Source organism: Pseudomonas sp. TWI628 (assembly GCF_039673865.1).
Lineage (GTDB): Bacteria > Pseudomonadota > Gammaproteobacteria > Pseudomonadales > Pseudomonadaceae > Aquipseudomonas.
In genome coordinates, this window is the sequence record NZ_JBDJMM010000021.1 from 15,330 (window position 1) to 29,122 (window position 13,793).

Annotated in this window: 15 protein-coding genes and 5 tRNA genes; 11 read left to right on the forward strand and 9 right to left on the reverse strand. The window is 62.4% G+C overall.

Going from position 1 to position 13,793, the window contains the following annotated elements; all coding sequences use genetic code 11:
* Window positions 1-180: 180 nt before the first annotated feature.
* Both ABE528_RS17395 and ABE528_RS17400 read left to right on the forward strand, forming a co-directional pair.
* Window positions 181-465: a type II toxin-antitoxin system prevent-host-death family antitoxin gene (locus ABE528_RS17395; protein WP_346653620.1), complete on the forward strand. Its 285-nt coding sequence runs from the start codon at window positions 181-183 to the stop codon at window positions 463-465.
* Window positions 437-589 carry a type II toxin-antitoxin system YoeB family toxin gene (locus ABE528_RS17400; RefSeq protein ID WP_346653671.1) on the forward strand — a complete coding sequence of 51 codons (153 nt, stop codon included), beginning with the start codon at window positions 437-439 and terminating at the stop codon, window positions 587-589. Before ABE528_RS17395 ends, ABE528_RS17400 begins: the two co-directional genes overlap by 29 nt.
* A gap of 33 nt (window positions 590-622) precedes the next feature.
* Here ABE528_RS17400 and ABE528_RS17405 read toward each other — a convergent pair whose 3' ends face one another.
* A complete protein-coding gene (locus ABE528_RS17405) occupies window positions 623-853 on the reverse strand; it encodes a PP0621 family protein (RefSeq protein WP_152957651.1) in 231 nt (76 codons plus the stop codon).
* A gap of 93 nt (window positions 854-946) precedes the next feature.
* Window positions 947-1,966, reverse strand: a complete 1,020-nt coding sequence (locus ABE528_RS17410; RefSeq protein WP_152957652.1) for an outer membrane protein assembly factor BamD — start codon at window positions 1,964-1,966, stop codon at window positions 947-949.
* A 147-nt stretch (window positions 1,967-2,113) separates the two neighbouring features.
* On the opposite strand from ABE528_RS17410, the gene rluD reads away from it, so the two are divergent.
* From rluD to ABE528_RS17450, 8 genes are all read left to right on the forward strand, one after another.
* On the forward strand, window positions 2,114-3,076 hold the full coding sequence (gene rluD / locus ABE528_RS17415) for a 23S rRNA pseudouridine(1911/1915/1917) synthase RluD (RefSeq protein WP_346653621.1): 963 nt from the start codon (window positions 2,114-2,116) through the stop codon (window positions 3,074-3,076).
* A complete protein-coding gene (gene pgeF, locus ABE528_RS17420) occupies window positions 3,073-3,813 on the forward strand; it encodes a peptidoglycan editing factor PgeF (RefSeq protein ID WP_346653622.1) in 741 nt (246 codons plus the stop codon). The genes rluD and pgeF overlap by 4 nt, the downstream gene beginning before the upstream one ends.
* Before the next feature lie 227 nt (window positions 3,814-4,040).
* Window positions 4,041-6,605 (forward strand): ATP-dependent chaperone ClpB, encoded by a 2,565-nt coding sequence (gene clpB, locus ABE528_RS17425; protein ID WP_152957655.1) that lies wholly within the window; start codon window positions 4,041-4,043, stop codon window positions 6,603-6,605.
* A 378-nt stretch (window positions 6,606-6,983) separates the two neighbouring features.
* Window positions 6,984-7,059 (forward strand) — tRNA-Asn (locus ABE528_RS17430).
* Between the two features lie 4 nt (window positions 7,060-7,063).
* Window positions 7,064-7,140: transfer RNA gene (locus tag ABE528_RS17435), tRNA-Pro, on the forward strand.
* A 6-nt stretch (window positions 7,141-7,146) separates the two neighbouring features.
* Window positions 7,147-7,222, forward strand: a tRNA-Lys gene (locus ABE528_RS17440).
* Window positions 7,223-7,271: 49 nt separating this feature from the next.
* A tRNA-Pro gene (locus tag ABE528_RS17445) sits at window positions 7,272-7,348 on the forward strand.
* A 5-nt stretch (window positions 7,349-7,353) separates the two neighbouring features.
* Window positions 7,354-7,429, forward strand: a tRNA-Lys gene (locus ABE528_RS17450).
* Between the two features lie 124 nt (window positions 7,430-7,553).
* Here ABE528_RS17450 and ABE528_RS17455 read toward each other — a convergent pair.
* From ABE528_RS17455 to ABE528_RS17465, 3 genes are all read right to left on the reverse strand, one after another.
* Window positions 7,554-8,849: an NAD(P)/FAD-dependent oxidoreductase gene (locus ABE528_RS17455; protein ID WP_346653623.1), complete on the reverse strand. Its 1,296-nt coding sequence runs from the start codon at window positions 8,847-8,849 to the stop codon at window positions 7,554-7,556.
* Between the two features lie 84 nt (window positions 8,850-8,933).
* On the reverse strand, window positions 8,934-9,107 hold the full coding sequence (locus ABE528_RS17460) for a DUF3094 domain-containing protein (protein ID WP_060512989.1): 174 nt from the start codon (window positions 9,105-9,107) through the stop codon (window positions 8,934-8,936).
* A 132-nt stretch (window positions 9,108-9,239) separates the two neighbouring features.
* Window positions 9,240-9,869, reverse strand: coding sequence for a DUF1780 domain-containing protein (locus ABE528_RS17465; protein WP_152959241.1), 630 nt, complete (start codon window positions 9,867-9,869; stop codon window positions 9,240-9,242).
* Between the two features lie 86 nt (window positions 9,870-9,955).
* Here ABE528_RS17465 and ABE528_RS17470 point away from each other — a divergent pair, with 86 nt between their 5' ends.
* Complete coding sequence (locus ABE528_RS17470) at window positions 9,956-10,663, forward strand: energy-coupling factor ABC transporter permease (protein ID WP_346653624.1); 708 nt, start codon at window positions 9,956-9,958, stop codon at window positions 10,661-10,663.
* Window positions 10,664-10,738: 75 nt separating this feature from the next.
* On the opposite strand, the gene yacG is transcribed toward ABE528_RS17470, so the two are convergent.
* The 4 genes from yacG to ABE528_RS17490 are packed head-to-tail and all read right to left on the reverse strand — an operon-like array spanning window position 10,739 to window position 13,636.
* On the reverse strand, window positions 10,739-10,939 hold the full coding sequence (gene yacG / locus ABE528_RS17475; protein WP_085674056.1) for a DNA gyrase inhibitor YacG: 201 nt from the start codon (window positions 10,937-10,939) through the stop codon (window positions 10,739-10,741).
* Window positions 10,936-11,559 (reverse strand): dephospho-CoA kinase, encoded by a 624-nt coding sequence (coaE, locus tag ABE528_RS17480; RefSeq protein ID WP_346653625.1) that lies wholly within the window; start codon window positions 11,557-11,559, stop codon window positions 10,936-10,938. The genes yacG and coaE overlap by 4 nt, the downstream gene beginning before the upstream one ends.
* Window positions 11,559-12,425 carry an A24 family peptidase gene (locus ABE528_RS17485; RefSeq protein WP_346653626.1) on the reverse strand — a complete coding sequence of 289 codons (867 nt, stop codon included), beginning with the start codon at window positions 12,423-12,425 and terminating at the stop codon, window positions 11,559-11,561. The genes coaE and ABE528_RS17485 overlap by 1 nt, the downstream gene beginning before the upstream one ends.
* A 2-nt stretch (window positions 12,426-12,427) precedes the next feature.
* Window positions 12,428-13,636, reverse strand: coding sequence for a type II secretion system F family protein (locus tag ABE528_RS17490; protein ID WP_346653627.1), 1,209 nt, complete (start codon window positions 13,634-13,636; stop codon window positions 12,428-12,430).
* Between the last annotated feature and the right edge of the window lie 157 nt (window positions 13,637-13,793).

Below are 13,793 nucleotides of genomic sequence, written 5' to 3' on the forward strand. Positions count from 1 at the left end.
AGTTTCCTACAAGCTTTGTAGCAGGCAGTCACCTACCTATCAGTACGCCATCCAATCTATCCTTCGTGCGCCCTCGACCGCGTCCAATCGCAAGTGCGTCCAAGCCTATTACCCATTCAGCAGTGCTGGGCGGGTCAAGAAGAACCTGATCCAGGCCCTGCCTGGGAAGGATTTGAAGAAATGCATGTACTGACTTTTAGCCAGGCTCGCGCCGACCTGAAGCAGACAATGGATGATGTATGCCGGGACCATGAGCCCGCGATCATTACGCGCCTGCGCGGTGAGCCGGTGGTCATGATTTCGCTTGAGGACTACAACGGCATGCAGGAGACGCTGTATCTCCTTGGCTCTTCTGCCAATGCCAAGCGTATGCGTGCATCCATTGATCAGCTGCGGTCGGGCAAAGCTGCTACCCATGAGCTGTCCATCGATGAATATGAAGTCAAAACAACGGAACAAGACTGAAGCGCACAATGCTGTAAGTGTTGCGATCACGTCTCGTCGCATCACCCGCGAACACCGGCTGGTCTACCTCTTCGAAGGGGGGCAGATGACAATCCTGCAGTGCCGGTATCACTACGACGATTGATCTGCACCGCCTTCGCATCGATGGGGTGAGGGCTCAGCCCTGTCGGCCAGGCCCTTGCTGCAAGTGCGCCTGGCTGCAATACCAGTCATTGCCCTGCTGCAGCGCCCGGTCGTCGGGCAGGTGCACGCCGCAGTGGGCGCAGCGCACCATCTTCAGTGGCGCGTCGAGCTTCGGCTCGGCGTGCGACTGCTGGCTGACTTTGAACTTGCGCCACAGCCAGAGCGCGGCGGCGATCAGGGCGATCCAGAAAAGTAGGCGAACCATGGTGTCCAGCTTGTTGGTTGTAGAAGCCGACAGTCTAGGACGCGGCCATAAAAAAAGGGAGGCCTCAGGCCTCCCTTTCTCGTCGTGCTTGGATCAGTCGAACAGGCCAAAGGTCATGTAGCTGAACCACGAGCGGTCCTGTTCAGCTTCCTTCGGACCGGCCGGCACGATCGGGTCGCCGTTCTCGTCTTTAGGCAGCAGCTCTTGCGGCATCTCGTCGCGCGCGTCCTGGAACTGCTTGACCACGTCCTGGTTGGCACGGGTTTCACCCGGCGGCAGCGGGGTTTCGGTCTCGATCAGGCCCAGGGTGGCCTTGGACAGCCAGCTGCGGCCGTCAGACTCGGTCTGCTTGGGCTCGAACTGGCCATCGACCAGGCTCGGGTGGTCAGGGTAGTTGAGCTTGAGGGTTTCCAGGCTGGTGGCAGCCAGGTCGTCCAGGTGCATCTTCTGGTACGACTCGACCATGATCGCCAGGCCGTCGCCGACCGATGGGGTTTCCTGGAAGTTCTCGACCACGTAGCGGCCACGGTTGGCAGCGGCCACGTAAGCCTGGCGGCCCAGGTAGTAGTCGGCCACATGGATTTCGTAGGCGGCCAGCAGGTTGCGCAGGTAGATCATGCGCTGCTTGGCGTCTGGCGAGTAGCGGCTGTTGGGGAAGCGGCTGGTCAGCTGGGCGAACTCGTTGTACGAGTCGCGGGCGGCACCCGGGTCACGCTTGGTCATGTCCAGCGGCAGGAAACGCGCCAGCAGGCCACGGTCCTGGTCGAACGAAGTCAGGCCCTTGAGGTAGTAGGCGTAGTCGACGTTCGGGTGCTGCGGGTGCAGGCGGATGAAGCGCTCGGCGGCCGATTTGGCAGCCTCAGGCTCGGAGTTCTTGTAGTTGGCGTAGATCAGCTCGAGCTGCGCCTGGTCGGCGTAGCGGCCGAACGGGTAGCGCGACTCCAGGGCCTTGAGCTTGTTCACGGCGCTGGTGTAGCTGGAGTTGTCCAGGTCAGCCTGCGCCTGTTGATACAGCTCGGCCTCACTGAGGTTCTCGTCAATGACTTCCTTATTGGAGGAACAGGCCGCGGTGAGCCCGAGGATGGCGATCAGCAGCAGGTGTTTCACTTGCATGGCGGCTTGCGTCCCTTTGACGGCCGCTGTCTTGGGCGGTGCCGTCCTGTTATGATGAGCGCCCCGGCCAACCCCGGGACAAAAGAAGCCGTATTTAACCACAAGCTCGCAGCCGAAACCAAAGGCTGTGCGCCCGCCGAATCGAGCATGTCCGAGATCATTCAACTTAGCGCAGAGGTCCCGTCCGAACTGGGCGGTCAACGCCTCGACCAGGTCGCCGCCCAATTGTTCGCCGAGTATTCGCGTTCGCGGCTTACTTCGTGGATCAAAGAGGGCCGCCTGACGGTCGATGGCGCGGTCGTGCGCCCTCGGGACATCGTCCATGGTGGCTCTCAGCTCTTCCTGGAGGCCGAACAAGAGGCCCAGGGTGAGTGGATTGCAGAAGACATCGAGCTGGATATCGTCTACGAAGACGACCACATCATGGTGATCAACAAGCCTGCCGGGCTGGTTGTGCACCCGGCCGCCGGGCATGCCAGTGGTACGCTGCTCAATGCGTTGCTGCATCACGTGCCAGACATCGTCAACGTACCGCGCGCCGGTATCGTTCACCGCCTGGACAAAGACACCACCGGTCTGATGGTCGTGGCCAAGACCCTGCAGGCGCAGACCAAGCTGGTCGAGCAGATGCAAGCCCGCAAGGTCAGCCGCATCTACGAGTGCATCGTGATTGGCGTAGTGACCGCTGGCGGCAAGATCGATGCCCCGATCGGTCGCCACGGCGGCATGCGCCAGCGCATGGCGGTAACCGACGGCGGCAAGCCGGCGGTCAGCCACTACCGTGTGCTCAAGCGCTTCCGTTCGCACACCCACGTGCGCGTGAAGCTGGAAACCGGCCGTACCCACCAGATTCGCGTGCACATGGCCCATGTCGGTTTCCCGCTGGTCGGTGATCAGACCTACGGCGGGCGCTTCCGCATTCCGCCAGCTGCCAGCGCAACCATGGTCGAGGCGGTGAAGACCTTCCCGCGTCAGGCGCTGCATGCGCGTTTCCTCGCGTTGGCCCACCCGATCACCGGTGAAATCATGAAGTGGGAGTCGCCGCTGCCGGACGACTTCGTCTGGTTGCTGTCGCTGCTCAACCAGGACCGCGAGAGCTTTATCGGATGAACGGCCTGACGCAGTCGCTGCTGTTCCCCGACTGGCCCGCCCCGGCCTCGGTTCGCGCCTGCGTCACTACCCGTGCGGGCGGCATCAGCCTGCCGCCCTACGAATCTTTCAATCTCGGCGATCACGTGGGCGATGACCCGGTCGCGGTCGCCGAGAACCGCCGTCGCCTGAGTGACGCCTTCACCATCCAGCCAGCCTGGCTCAAGCAGGTGCATGGCCTGGTGGTGGCGGATGCCGACCCGGCCGTGGTGGCCGAAGCCGATGCCAGCTGGACTGACCAGCCTGGTATTGCCTGCACCGTGATGACCGCCGATTGCCTGCCGGCGCTGTTCTGTGACCGCGCCGGTACTCGCGTGGCCGCAGCGCATGCTGGCTGGCGCGGGCTGGCGGGCGGCGTGCTTGAGGCGACGCTTGATCGCCTGGCGCTGGCGCCTGAAGAGGTGCTGGTGTGGCTCGGGCCGGCTATTGGCCCCAAGGCCTTCGAAGTGGGGCTGGAAGTGCGCGATGCCTTTACCGCCGTGCATCCTGAAGCGGCCAGGGCCTTCGTCGATGGCGAACGGCCGGGCAAGTTGATGGCTGACATCTATGAGCTGGCGCGCATTCGCCTGGCGGCGCGTGGGGTGACGGCAGTTTATGGCGGTGGGTATTGCACGGTCAGTGATGACCGCTTCTTCTCTTATCGCCGCACCCCTCAGGGTGGGCGCTTCGCCTCGCTGGTCTGGCTGGACCCGCGTTAGCCTGTAGCGGACTCTCGCGGATAAATCCGCACCTCAATGGATGCGAAACCTGAGGTGCGGATTCATCCGCGATCGCCCCAGCGTTAATCCAACAGGTTGATCAAGGTCAACCCCGCTACGCTTGAATCTTCCAGAATCACCCTTATCTATAAGGTCATCTCAGGCAGGTTTCTTCATAAACAGGCGCTGTCCATCGCTCCGACCTGCCCTTTAAAGGAAGGTACCCCATGCGAATAGACCGTTTGACCAGCAAGCTCCAGCTTGCAATATCCGATGCCCAATCCCTGGCCGTTGGCATGGACCACCCAGCCATCGAGCCCGTGCACCTGTTGCAGGCGCTGCTCGAACAGCAGGGCGGTTCGATCAAGCCGCTGCTGATGCAGGTTGGCTTCGACATCAACAACCTGCGCCAGGCGTTGGTGAAAGAACTCGACCAATTGCCGAAAATCCAGAACCCCACTGGCGACGTGAACATGTCGCAGGACCTGGCGCGCCTGCTCAACCAGGCCGACCGCCTGGCCCAGCAGAAGGGCGACCAGTTCATTTCCAGCGAACTGGTGCTGCTCGCCGCCATGGACGAGAACAGCAAGCTCGGCAAGCTGCTGCTCAGCCAAGGTGTGTCCAAGAAGGCCCTGGAAAACGCCATCAACAACCTGCGCGGCGGTGCGGCGGTGAATGACGCCAACGCCGAAGAGTCGCGCCAGGCCCTGGACAAGTACACCGTCGACCTGACCAAGCGCGCCGAAGAAGGCAAGCTTGACCCGGTGATCGGCCGTGACGACGAAATCCGCCGCACCGTGCAGGTGCTGCAACGTCGAACCAAAAACAACCCGGTGCTGATCGGTGAGCCTGGCGTGGGTAAAACCGCCATTGCCGAAGGCCTGGCACAGCGCATCATCAACGGCGAAGTGCCCGATGGCCTGAAAGGCAAGCGCCTGCTGGCGCTGGACATGGGGGCGCTGATCGCCGGTGCCAAGTACCGCGGCGAGTTCGAAGAGCGCCTCAAAGGCCTGCTCAACGAGCTGTCCAAGCAGGAAGGCCAGATCATCCTGTTCATCGACGAGCTGCACACCATGGTCGGCGCTGGTAAAGGCGAGGGCGCCATGGACGCCGGCAACATGCTCAAGCCGGCCCTGGCCCGTGGCGAGCTGCACTGCGTTGGCGCCACCACGCTCAACGAATACCGCCAGTTCATCGAGAAGGATGCGGCACTGGAGCGGCGCTTCCAGAAAGTGCTGGTGGAAGAGCCGAGCGAAGAAGACACCATCGCCATCCTGCGTGGCCTGAAAGAGCGCTATGAAGTGCACCACAAGGTGGCCATCACCGACGGTGCGATCATTGCCGCCGCCAAGCTCAGCCACCGCTACATCACCGACCGCCAGCTGCCGGACAAGGCCATCGACCTGATCGACGAAGCGGCCAGCCGTATCCGCATGGAGATCGACTCCAAGCCGGAAGTGCTCGACCGCCTCGACCGTCGCCTGATCCAGCTGAAGGTGGAATCCCAGGCGCTGAAGAAGGAAGAAGACGAGGCGGCCAAGAAGCGCCTTGAGAAGCTCACCGAGGAAATCGAGCGGCTGGAGCGCGAGTATTCCGACCTGGAAGAAATCTGGGCGTCGGAGAAAGCCGAAGTGCAGGGCTCGGCGCAGATCCAGCAAAAGATCGAGCAGGCCCGCCAAGAGCTCGAAGCCGCCCGTCGCAAAGGCGACCTGAGCCGCATGGCCGAGCTGCAGTACGGGGTGATCCCGGACCTGGAGCGCAGCCTGCAGATGGTCGACCAGCACGGCAAGACCGAGAACCAGTTGCTGCGCAACAAGGTCACCGAGGAAGAAATTGCCGAAGTGGTGTCCAAGTGGACCGGCATCCCGGTGGCGAAGATGCTCGAAGGTGAGCGCGAGAAGCTGCTGAAGATGGAAGAGCTGCTGCACCAGCGGGTGATCGGCCAGGGCGAGGCGGTGACCGCAGTTGCCAACGCCGTGCGCCGTTCGCGTGCCGGGCTGTCCGACCCGAACCGGCCGAGTGGTTCGTTCATGTTCCTCGGCCCTACCGGCGTGGGCAAGACCGAGCTGTGCAAGGCGCTGGCCGAGTTCCTGTTCGACACCGAAGAGGCCATGGTGCGCATCGACATGTCCGAGTTCATGGAAAAACACTCCGTGGCTCGCCTGATCGGCGCCCCACCAGGCTATGTCGGTTACGAAGAGGGCGGTTACCTGACCGAGGCCGTGCGCCGCAAGCCGTACTCGGTGGTGCTGCTGGATGAAGTGGAGAAGGCTCACCCGGATGTGTTCAACGTGCTGCTGCAAGTGCTGGAAGACGGCCGCCTGACTGACAGCCATGGCCGCACCGTGGACTTCCGCAACACGGTGATCGTGATGACCTCCAACCTGGGCTCGGCGCAGATCCAGGAGCTGGTGGGCGATCGCGAGGCCCAACGTGCGGCGGTGATGGACGCGGTGGGTTCGCACTTCCGTCCGGAGTTCATCAACCGCATCGACGAAGTGGTGGTGTTCGAGCCACTGGGCCGCGAGCAGATCGCCGGCATCACCGAGATCCAGCTTGGCCGCCTGCGCAGCCGCTTGCTCGAGCGCGAACTGTCGCTGAGCCTGAGCCCAGAGGCGTTGGACAAGCTGATCGCCGTGGGTTACGACCCGGTGTATGGCGCACGGCCGCTGAAGCGGGCGATCCAGCGCTGGATCGAGAACCCGCTGGCGCAGCTGATCCTGGCTGGCAAGTTCATCCCAGGGGCGGCGATTACCGCCAAGGTAGAAGGCGACGAGATCGTCTTTGCCTGACACCTGCTGCCAATGAGCCCCGCATCTGCGGGGCTTTTTTTACCCGTTTACCCGCGAAGAAGGCGGCACAGGCCCAGCAAAACCGGGGCTTTGCGGATATTTGAGATAACGTGCTGAAATTTTTGAAATTTCTGCTTGCAACTGAAATCGAGTGCCCCTAATATACGCCGCGTTGTCAGGCGCTAAGCGAATCACCAGCAACATCGGTGACCGCAAAACAACTTACAAATCAGTAAGTTGAATGAAAAAAAGTGGTTGACAAGCAAAACGAAGAATGTAGAATAGCCGGCCTCAGCAGCGACAACGCGAAAGCGAAGAAGCCAAAGAGTCCGAAGCTAACACAGGCTTCGAGGTAGTAAAGATGTGCCGAAGTTCAGTTCCGCGATAGCTCAGTCGGTAGAGCAAATGACTGTTAATCATTGGGTCCCTGGTTCGAGTCCAGGTCGCGGAGCCAATCTCGGGGTGTAGCGCAGTCCGGTAGCGCGCCTGCTTTGGGAGCAGGATGTCAGGAGTTCGAATCCCCTCACCCCGACCATTTTCCGGGTCGTTAGCTCAGTTGGTAGAGCAGTTGGCTTTTAACCAATTGGTCGTAGGTTCGAATCCTACACGACCCACCATGTAAAAATGGGCATCTCGATTGAGGTGCCCTTTTTTTTAGCAAGACCTCGGGGTGTAGCGCAGTCCGGTAGCGCGCCTGCTTTGGGAGCAGGATGTCAGGAGTTCGAATCCCCTCACCCCGACCATTTTTGGGTCGTTAGCTCAGTTGGTAGAGCAGTTGGCTTTTAACCAATTGGTCGTAGGTTCGAATCCTACACGACCCACCATGTAAAAAGGGCATCTCGAATGAGATGCCCTTTTTCTTTGCCTCACGAAAATATCAGAGGCTTGCGCGCCCCCTGTGGGAGCCGCGCTTGCCGGCGAAGGGCCGCAAGGCGGCCCCGGCAATCTTCAGTGCAGCTTCAGTCGTGGCTCAGTGCCACGGCCAATCTTGCTACCCAGCATCATCAGTGCCGTGCGGAAGAACCCATACAGCGCCATCTGGTGCATGCGGTACAGCGACACGTAGAACATCCGCGCCAGCCAGCCCTCCAGCTTCACGCTGCCCATCAGGTTACCCATCAGGTTGCCCACCGCCGAGAAGCGCGACAGCGACACCAGCGAACCGTAGTCCTTGTACGCGTAAGTCGGCAGCGCCTTGTTCTCCAGCCGCGCCTTCAGGCTCTGTGCCAGCATCGAAGCCTGCTGGTGCGCGGCCTGGGCCCGTGGTGGCACGTTGCGGTCGCTACCCGGTTGCGGGCACGCGGCACAGTCACCGAAGGCGAAGATGTTGTCATCGCGGGTGGTCTGCAGGGTAGGGCGCACCACCAGCTGGTTGATGCGGTTGGTTTCCAGGCCATCAATGTCCTTGAGGAAGCCCGGTGCACGGATACCCGCCGCCCACACCTTGAGGCTAGCCTGGATCACTTCACCGTCTTTGGTCTTCAGGCCATCCTCGGTCACTTCGCTGACCGCGGCGTTGGTCAGCACCTTCACGCCGAGTTTTTCCAGGGTCTTGTGCACCGGTACGCTGATGCGCTCTGGCAGTGCAGGCAGCACACGCGGGCCGGCCTCGATGAGGGTGATGTGCATGTCCTTGGGCTGGATGCGGTCCAGGCCATAAGCCGCCAGTTCGTGGGCTGCGTGGTGCAGCTCGGCCGCCAGTTCAACACCGGTGGCACCAGCGCCGACGATGGCCACGCTGATCTGCTCGCTGGCCGCGTCACCCGCGTGGGCACGCAGGTAGTGGTTCAGCAACTGCTGGTGGAAGCGCTCGGCCTGCTTGCGGGTGTCGAGGAACAGGCAGTGCTGCGCTGCGCCCAAGGTGCCGAAGTCGTTGGTGTTCGAACCCACGGCAATGACCAGGGTGTCATAGCCCAGGGTGCGCGCAGGCAGCAGCTCGCGGCCCTCTTCATCGAGGGTGGCAGCCAGTTGAATCTGCTTGCCTTCACGGTCCAGGCCGCTCATGCGCCCCAGCTGGAAGTTGAAGTGGTTCCACTTGGCCTGGGCCACGTAGTTCAGTTCGTCTTCCGAGGAGTTCAGCGAGCCGGCGGCCACTTCGTGCAGCAGGGGTTTCCAGATGTGTGTAAGGTTGGCGTCGACCAGGGTGATCTCGGCCTGCTTGCGCTTGCCCAGGCTTTTACCCAGGCGGGTCGCCAGTTCCAGGCCGCCGGCGCCGCCGCCGACAATCACGATGCGATGAGTCATGGGGATATCTCATAAGGTTTACGGAATTCGTGGCCGCAGGGGCCGGCCGCAAACTGCGTGAGGGAAGGGCGAGCGCGAAGCAGCTCATAGCACCAGTTCACTCAGCAGGCGGCTGATCAGACCCAACCCGATGGTCACGGCCAGTACCAGCACAAGGAGCAGCCAGGGCCGAAAAGGCCGGCGCTCGACTTGGTGCTGGGGGGCTCGCAGATACTCATCGACACGACGCTGATCTTCCGGGTTCAGGCGGCTGGTCATGGTGGGCCTCGTCAGGTAGACGTTTGTGACTGCACGAACGCCACAGCGTTCATGCAAGCGCTTCAAACAAATGATAATGCTTTCTATCCCTGGCGCCGAGTTTACGCCATCGCAAAGACTCTCGGCAGTGGATCAAAGACTGATGCCCACGTCGAAGACGATGCTGCGCCCCAGGTTGCCGCGCAAAAAATCCGGCGCGTCGGGGTGGGCGAACAGCACCCGGGCGAAGGTCGGCCCGACCAGCGACAACGAGCGCCAGCCCTGGCGCAGGTATTCGGTGGGCGGCGGGAAGTGGGTGTTGAGGTCGAGCACTTCGCGCTTGAGGCTGGCGAAGGCGATGATGTCCAGCTCACCCAGGTCCAGCCCGCGCTCGCGGTAGTTGTGCGCCTTCTTGCGCAGGGTCGGTGCCAGGCGCCCGAGCAGCTCGGCGGCAGCGATGCGCCGGGGGCGGGCTTCGCGGCGCACCAGCTGGGCCAGGGAAAAGGCACTGCGCCGGCGTTGCAGCTCTTCACGCCATTCGTCGTTGAGGCGGCGGCCTTCGTCGAGCACAAAGAACACCTCGAATGCCGCATCGCGGAACAGCACGTCCGGGGGCTCCTGGCCGGCCGGGGTGAAGTCCTCGCTGCGGTAAGGGATGTTCAGCCCTTGCAACAGGCGCTGGCACACCCATCGCTCCCGCTCCCACTTGCGGGCGTTGGAGAGAAAGGCATTGGCTTGTTCGGCCTGGATGGTAAGCAGGCGCAGGTAGTCTGAGTCATCCATGGGAACAAGCTTAGCCGCTAATCGATGACGGTAAGATGCTGTTTGCGCGTGGGAAACGGGGCAGGGTGTAGACTCAGTTTGTCTGCATGGCCGAAAGGGATAGGTTCCAGGTGATCAGCGCGCAGGTTTTATCCACAACCAGCCTTGCCCTGGGTTGGCTCGGTTATGTGCCCTTGTTGATCTGGGCTGCCAGCCGCACGCGCTGGGTGGAGCTGGTGACCGACCGGCGCCGCCAGCACCTGCTGTTTGGCACGGTGTTCTGCCTGTTTGCCCTGTGGCTGGTCAGGCGTGATTTCGATACGGGCGTGTCCTACCACTTCATCGGCATGACGGCGGTGACCTTGCTGCTGGACTGGCCGCTGGCCGTTCTGGGCGGTTGCCTCGCCCAATTGGGGTTGCTGGCGCTGGGGCGGCAGGACCTTGCGGCGCTTGGGGTCAACGGCTTGCTGCTGGTGGGCTTGCCGGTGCTGATTACCGAAGTGTGCGCGATCCTGGTCGAGCGCGCGCAACCGCGCAACCTGTTTGTTTATATCTTCTGCTCGGGCTTCTTTCCCGCTGCGCTGACGGTGCTGATTTGCGTGCCGGTGGCGTTGGGGGTGTTATGGCTGGACGGGCGCTTTGCGATGCCGGAGTGGCTCAGCGATTTTATCGGCTACCTGTGGTTGATGATGTTCCCGGAGGCGTTCATCAACGGCATGGTGATCAGTGCGTTGGTGGTGTTTTGCCCGGAATGGCTGGAGACATTCAACCGCACTCGATACTTACAGGCGCCGTGGAAGGAGGATGAGCGCTGATTTCTTTATTTGCTGTACCGGCCTCTTCGCGGGTTCACCCGCGAAAAGGCCGGCACAGGCAGCCTAGGGCTCAGTTTAGTGCCGAGGCTCCAGCTCTCCCGAGAACAGCTCATCCTCAGCATCCGGCGCCACCGGAATCTTGTGCTCCTCGGCCGCCCAGGCCCCCAGGTCAATCAGCTTGCAGCGATCGGAACAGAATGGCCGGAACGCGTTTTTCTCGTTCCATTCCACAGGTGCGCCACAGGTCGGGCAATCGACGGTCAATGGCTGGCTCATGGCTGGCCTCCTCGTAAAGTCAGGTAAAAGTGGTGCAGGCGGTCAATCTGCTCGTACAGTGCGGCGAGGTGGCCGTCATTGACCACCACATCGTCGGCATGGCCCAGGCGCTCCTCACGGGCCAGCTGGGCCTTGAGAATGGCCTGCACCTGCTCGGGGCTGGTGTTGTCGCGTGCCAGGGTGCGCGACACCTGCAGCGCTTGCGGCACATCGATCACCAGCACGCGCTGCACCTTCTGGTGCTGGCCCGACTCGATCAGCAGCGGCGACACGTACACCGCATAGGGCGACTCGGCCTTGGCCAGGTAACTGAAGATCTCCTGCCCGATCAGCGGGTGCAGCAATTGCTCCAGCCACTTGCGCTGAGCCGGGTCGGCGAAGATCAGCTGGCGCAAGGCCGCACGATCAAGCTGGCCATCGTCCTGCAGCACGCCGGGGCCGAAGCGCTCGACGATGCTCGCCAGTGCCGGGCGGCCGGGTTCGACCACCCAGCGCGCCGCCTGGTCGGCATCGACCAGGTGCACGCCAAGTTCGACGAAGCGCTCGGCGGCGGCGCTCTTGCCGCTGCCGATACCGCCGGTCAGCCCGAGAATCCAGGGGGTGAAGGCCTTGGTGGTCATCACATTCCAAACAGTTGCAGGTAGAAGGCGTATATTTCATCACCCCAGAGCACAGCAATCCACCCTGCAATGGCCAGATAAGGGCCAAAGGGTATGGCCGTGCCGACGGATTGCCTGCGCACGCGCAGCAGGCACAGGCCCGCCACCACCCCGATCACCGATGACAGCAGCAAGGTCACCGGCAATACCTGCCAACCGCCCCAGGCACCGATCAGCGCCAGCAGCTTGAAGTCGCCATAGCCCATGCCCTCCTTGCCGGTGATCAGCTTGAACACCCAGTACACCGACCACAGGCTCAGGTAACCGGCCACCGCGCCCCACAGTGCATCGGGCAACGGCACCACGGTGTCGAATGCGTTGACGATCAAGCCCAGCCACAGCGTCGGCAGCACGATGACATCGGGCAGAATCTGCTGGTCATGGTCGATCAGGCTCAGTGCCAGTAGCCCCCAGCTCAGCAGCAGCAGGGCCAGCGCCTCGATACTTGCGCCGGAATGCCAGGCCACCACCATCGACAACAGTGCACAGGCCAGCTCGACCAATGGATATCGCGCACTGATCGGCTGCTTGCAGGCGGAGCAGCGCCCGCGCAATGCCAGGTAACTCAGTACCGGGATGTTCTCCCAGGCGCGAATCGCGTGTTTGCAATGTGGGCAGTGGGAGGCGGGGAGGGACAAGTTGAAGCGTTCGTGCGCGGTGGTCGGCAGGCCCAGCACCTCCTGCGCCTCACGCTGCCACTGGCGCTCGAGCATGATCGGCAGGCGATGCACCACCACGTTGAGGAAACTGCCCACCAACAGGCCGAGCACCGCCGCCAGGGTGATGAAGTACGCCGGCTGCTCGGCCAGCAAAGTCCATGAAGTCATGTTCAGATCAAGCTACCCAACTGGAAGATCGGCAGGTACATCGCCACCACCAGGCCACCGACCAGCAAGCCCAGGATCAGCACGATGGCCGGCTCCAGCAGGCTGGTCAACTGGTCCAGCGTCTGGCTGACCTGTTCCTCGTAATGGCTGGCGGATTTTTCCAGCATCTGGTCCAGCGTGCCGCTGGATTCACCGATGGCGGTCAGCTGTACCAACAATGGCGGAAACAGCGGTTCATTGGCCATCGCCTGATTCAGCGCCTGGCCGTTGGCCATTCCCTGGCGCAAGCGCTGCACCGCCTGCTCGTGCAGGCCATCGCCGCAGGCCTTGGCCACGGTGCCCAGCGCATCCAGCAACGGCACCCCGGCAGCATAGGACGTGGCCAGGGTGCGGGCAAAGCGCGCCAGGGCGGCCTGGCTCAACAGCTTGCCGAACACAGGAAAGCGCAAGGCCTGTGCAGTTATCCACAGGCGTGCTGGCGCATGCTTTTTATACAGTCGGGTCACGCCGAGCCCCAGGCCAACCGCGCTGCCCAACAGCAGCGGCGCATAGCGCCCCAGCCCTGTGGACAAGTCGATCACCCACTGGGTGAAGGCCGGCAGCGCGGCATCGAAACCGGCAAACAGGCTCTCGAAACGCGGAATCACCTCCAGCAACAACACCGCCGAAACCCCCAACCCGGTCAGCAACAGCAGTAACGGATAGAGCATCGCCTTGCGCACGCGTTTACGCAGCACCTGGCGCTGCTCCAGCATCCCCGCCAGTTGTTCCAGCTGCCGATCAAGCGTACCGGACTGCTCGCCCACGCGAATCAGGTTGCAGTACAACCCATCGAACCACGCCGGATGGCGCTGCAGCGCATCCGCCAGCCCCAGGCCCGAGGCCACATCCCGTTTCAATTTATCCAGCAAAGCTGCCTGCCCCGCACTGCAGCCGCTGCGCCCCATCACCTCGAAGGCCTGCAACAGCGGCACCCCGGCCTTGAGCAAGGTCGCCAGCTGCCGGCTGAAGCCTGCCGGGTCGGTTTTTTCGCGAGCCTTGGGCAAACGCCATTCAAACCCGCCAGCCGCCCGCAGGCTGACCACGCGGATGCCCTGGCGCTGCAAGCCGGCCCGCGCATAGGCCGGGCTGCGCCCGCTGACCTGGCCGCTGACTGCGGCGCCACTGGCATCGGTGCCGCGCCAGGTATAGAGGTGTGTGGATGGGTTCATGCAAAGGTCCTTTTCGGCTCGTGCGACAAGCCTGGAAACAGCTTGTCGCGTCCATGAGCGGGCGTGCGTCCGTGATGCTCACTAGAGTAGTTCAGCGAAGATGACGCCCTGGCGGGCAGGGGTGACAAAAGGTGTCTGTTCAGGCCTACTGCGCCGC